The organism is Deinococcus piscis, assembly GCF_014653275.1.
Classification (GTDB): Bacteria; Deinococcota; Deinococci; order Deinococcales; family Deinococcaceae; genus Deinococcus; species Deinococcus piscis.
Genome location: NZ_BNAL01000070.1, coordinates 1 through 2,683, shown reverse-complemented (window position 1 = coordinate 2,683; position 2,683 = coordinate 1). Strand labels below are relative to the sequence as shown.

The following is a 2,683-nucleotide window of genomic DNA, read 5'->3' as shown; positions in this document are numbered from 1 at the left end:
GTGTGTGCTTTGACAGGCTGGGCACTCCGGCATCCTGTCAGTAGATCACGTTGGTACAGCCACTACCCTGTTCAGGGGGGATGTGTCGGAAACAGGCCCAGGTTCCGCGTTCAGTTCCTGAAGCGCCGGAACTGGCTGCCGATTTCTCGCCGGTAGGGTGCGGGGGACAGTTTGACCCGCTCGTCGAGTTCGCGCAGGTGTTTCCGGGTCCGTTCGAGGGCGGCCGTATCGATCAGGGGTTCGGGGGGCGTGGGTTTCTTTTTCGGCTGCGTGGGGACGGCCAGTCGTTCAGAGGTCCGCCGCTCTTTGCGGCGTTGCTGGATTTCGGGCCTGGGGCTCTCGGCCAGTGCCCTTTTCAGGCCCAGCAGCGCTTTGTGGCACTCCGTGCTGCCGATGTCGGCCTGTTTCAGGCGGTCGATACAGATGCTGGCCAGGGGCGGGTCGAGGGTTTGCTTGGGTTTCAGAATCCACAGTTGCTGCAGCAGGCACCTCAGCTGCTGGCTGATGGGGCCGGTTTCAAGCTGGCGCAGTTCACGGATGAGTTTCAGTTCTTCCTCCGTGAACTGCGAGGGTTGCAGGCCCAGTCTGCCCATCTGGTTCCAGAGCTTGCTGCATTCCCTGATACGCATGTTCAGTCTGGCGGCCTGGATGACGGTTTCCAGGCTGCTGACTGGGGCGGGCTGATCGAGCAGTTTCTCGGCCTTGGCTTTTGAGGACCTGGCCTTGTCGATCACTGTTTTGGTGTCTTTTCTGAGGCGCTTTTTCTTCTGAAAGCCGTGATCCTGACGTGGACGCATGTGATGGTTCATTCTGGTCTCCGGTGGCGCCTGGACCGATTGACGGTTTTCGTGGCTGTCGGTGTCAGGTGGGTTGTGTTGTCTGAGTTGAGCGGCCCTCCAGTTTTTTGACCCAGTCTGGCAGTTCTTCTCCGTGCAGCGCAAAGTCTGCGAACATGCCTGCCCGTGCCCCACCCGCCAGCGCCAGCGCAACCTGATTGCCGCCCGTCACATCGCCCGCCGCGTACACGCCAGGGACACTGGTGGCATTCGTTGCTGGGTCCACCTTGATGTTGCCGGTCTGCTCGTCCAGGTCACAGCCCAGCTGCCGGGCCAGCTCGGTGTTTGGGGTGCGCCCAGAGCCCGTGTACAGCGCCGCCACGTCTGCGCTGCTGCCGTCTGCGAAGTGGAGCCGCGCTCTCTCTCCCGTGTCCTCAACGCGCATCAGGGCACTCTGGCACAGGGTGATGCCGTGCTCCTCCAGGCGCGCGCGCTCAGCATCGGTGGCCTGCACCGGGCCGTCCGAGCAGATCAGCACCTGCTCCCCGTAGCGCCGGTAATAGAACCAGCTGCTCAGCACTTCGGGGCGGAAGGCTGCACCGGGCAGGTAGGCCGCAATTACCTGTCCCCGCACCTCATACCCATAACAGTGCGGGCAGTGGTGGACCCGTTTGCCCCAGAGTTCTCTGAGGCCTTCGGGGCGCTCGGGTAACTGGTCCTGAACGCCAGTGGCCAGAATCAGCTTGCGGGCGTTGACCTCTTCCCCACTGCCAAGCTGCACGGTGAAGTCACCATTTTTGCCCCAGACGGTTTCCGCCTGGCCTTCGAAGAACTTAACTCCATACCTACATAGCTCGTCTGTGGCCTCGGCCAGCAGCGAAGAGCTGCTGGCTCCGTCCCTGGAGATCAGGCCGTGGACACCCTGACCGGAAGCGTTGCGGGGCGGGCCGTCCCGCACCACCGCGACCAGGCACATGCCGCGTGCAGCGTAAAGGGCGGCCGTCAGTCCAGCGTAACCGCCACCGATAATCAGAACGTCATAGGTCATGAATGTTGCTCCTGTGTGTTGAGTTGCCGGGCGAGAGTGACGCACTCTTCAGCGCTGGCAATGAGGAGCCGCCGGGAAGCTTCGAGACCCAGCTGTCCCCTACCGACCAGCGCGTGCAGGAGCGTCACCGTCTCCTGATCCAGGCGCTTGAGCTTGCCAGCCATATCGATGTTCTGATGGATCCGCTGCTGGGTGTCTTCTTCCGAGAGTTCGGGTTCCGGCTCGGTGGGCGCGGCTGGAGGCCTGTCAGCTTTGCTCTGCTGCTCTTGCTGGGTGTGCTGCACGGCTTTCCACTGCGCGTAGCTCTGTGGACTGCGCAGGATGCTGGTGAGCAGGCCGCCCTTGCTGCGAACCGAATACCCGCCTGTGACCATCTGGTCGAATAGTTCACAGGCCTGCACGATCTCGCTTTTGCCGTATTCCGTCAGAAGCCCGCTGGCGGCCGCTTCCGCAACGCCCCGCTCGGTCAGCAGCCCCAGCAGTGGGCTGGGACTGGCAGGCAATTTCGCCGGGTTGGCAAAGTGGTACGTCACGGTACAACCTGCGCCCCGGCCACTGAAACGAACGGCGCTGAGGTAGCCCTTCTCGGTCAGTTCCTGGTGGGTGCCCGCAAGGTCGCGCTGGATTTTGGTCGGGGGTTTGTCCTCGGGAAAGCCCAGCAGCTGACCCAGGACGCTCACCTGGAGTTCAAACACCGGTGCTCCGGATTCTTTCTGGTATTCGTTCAGCAGGCGGTACAGGGTTCTGGTCATGGGTTGAGACAGCTGCTCGTACAGTTCCGGATTCAACACGCTGATGTAGCCCCGCCGGATCGAATCCGCGATGGCCGGGTCCAGGGTGATGATCAGCTCGCTTGACG

General features: G+C 62.4%; 2 protein-coding genes and 1 pseudogene. All 3 read right to left on the bottom strand.

Annotated elements, in window-relative coordinates; translation table 11 throughout:
- Window positions 1-110 precede the first annotated feature (110 nt).
- Window positions 111-809, bottom strand: coding sequence for a hypothetical protein (locus tag IE158_RS13295; protein WP_189644187.1), 699 nt, complete (start codon window positions 807-809; stop codon window positions 111-113).
- Window positions 810-861: 52 nt separating this feature from the next.
- The gene (locus tag IE158_RS13290) at window positions 862-1,824 is read right to left on the bottom strand and encodes an NAD(P)/FAD-dependent oxidoreductase (RefSeq protein ID WP_189644186.1); all 963 of its coding nucleotides are present in this window, start codon (window positions 1,822-1,824) and stop codon (window positions 862-864) included.
- Window positions 1,821-2,683 (bottom strand): annotated as a pseudogene (locus tag IE158_RS13285) (hypothetical protein); the annotation flags it as partial. The pseudogene IE158_RS13285 and the gene IE158_RS13290, both read right to left, overlap by 4 nt.

Excerpts from the sequence above, each read along its gene's own strand:
- IE158_RS13295 (WP_189644187.1), bottom strand. The coding sequence starts at position 809 with ATGAACCATCACATGCGTCCACGTCAGGATCACGGCTTTCAGAAGAAA.
- IE158_RS13290 (WP_189644186.1), bottom strand. The coding sequence starts at position 1,824 with ATGACCTATGACGTTCTGATTATCGGTGGCGGTTACGCTGGACTGACG.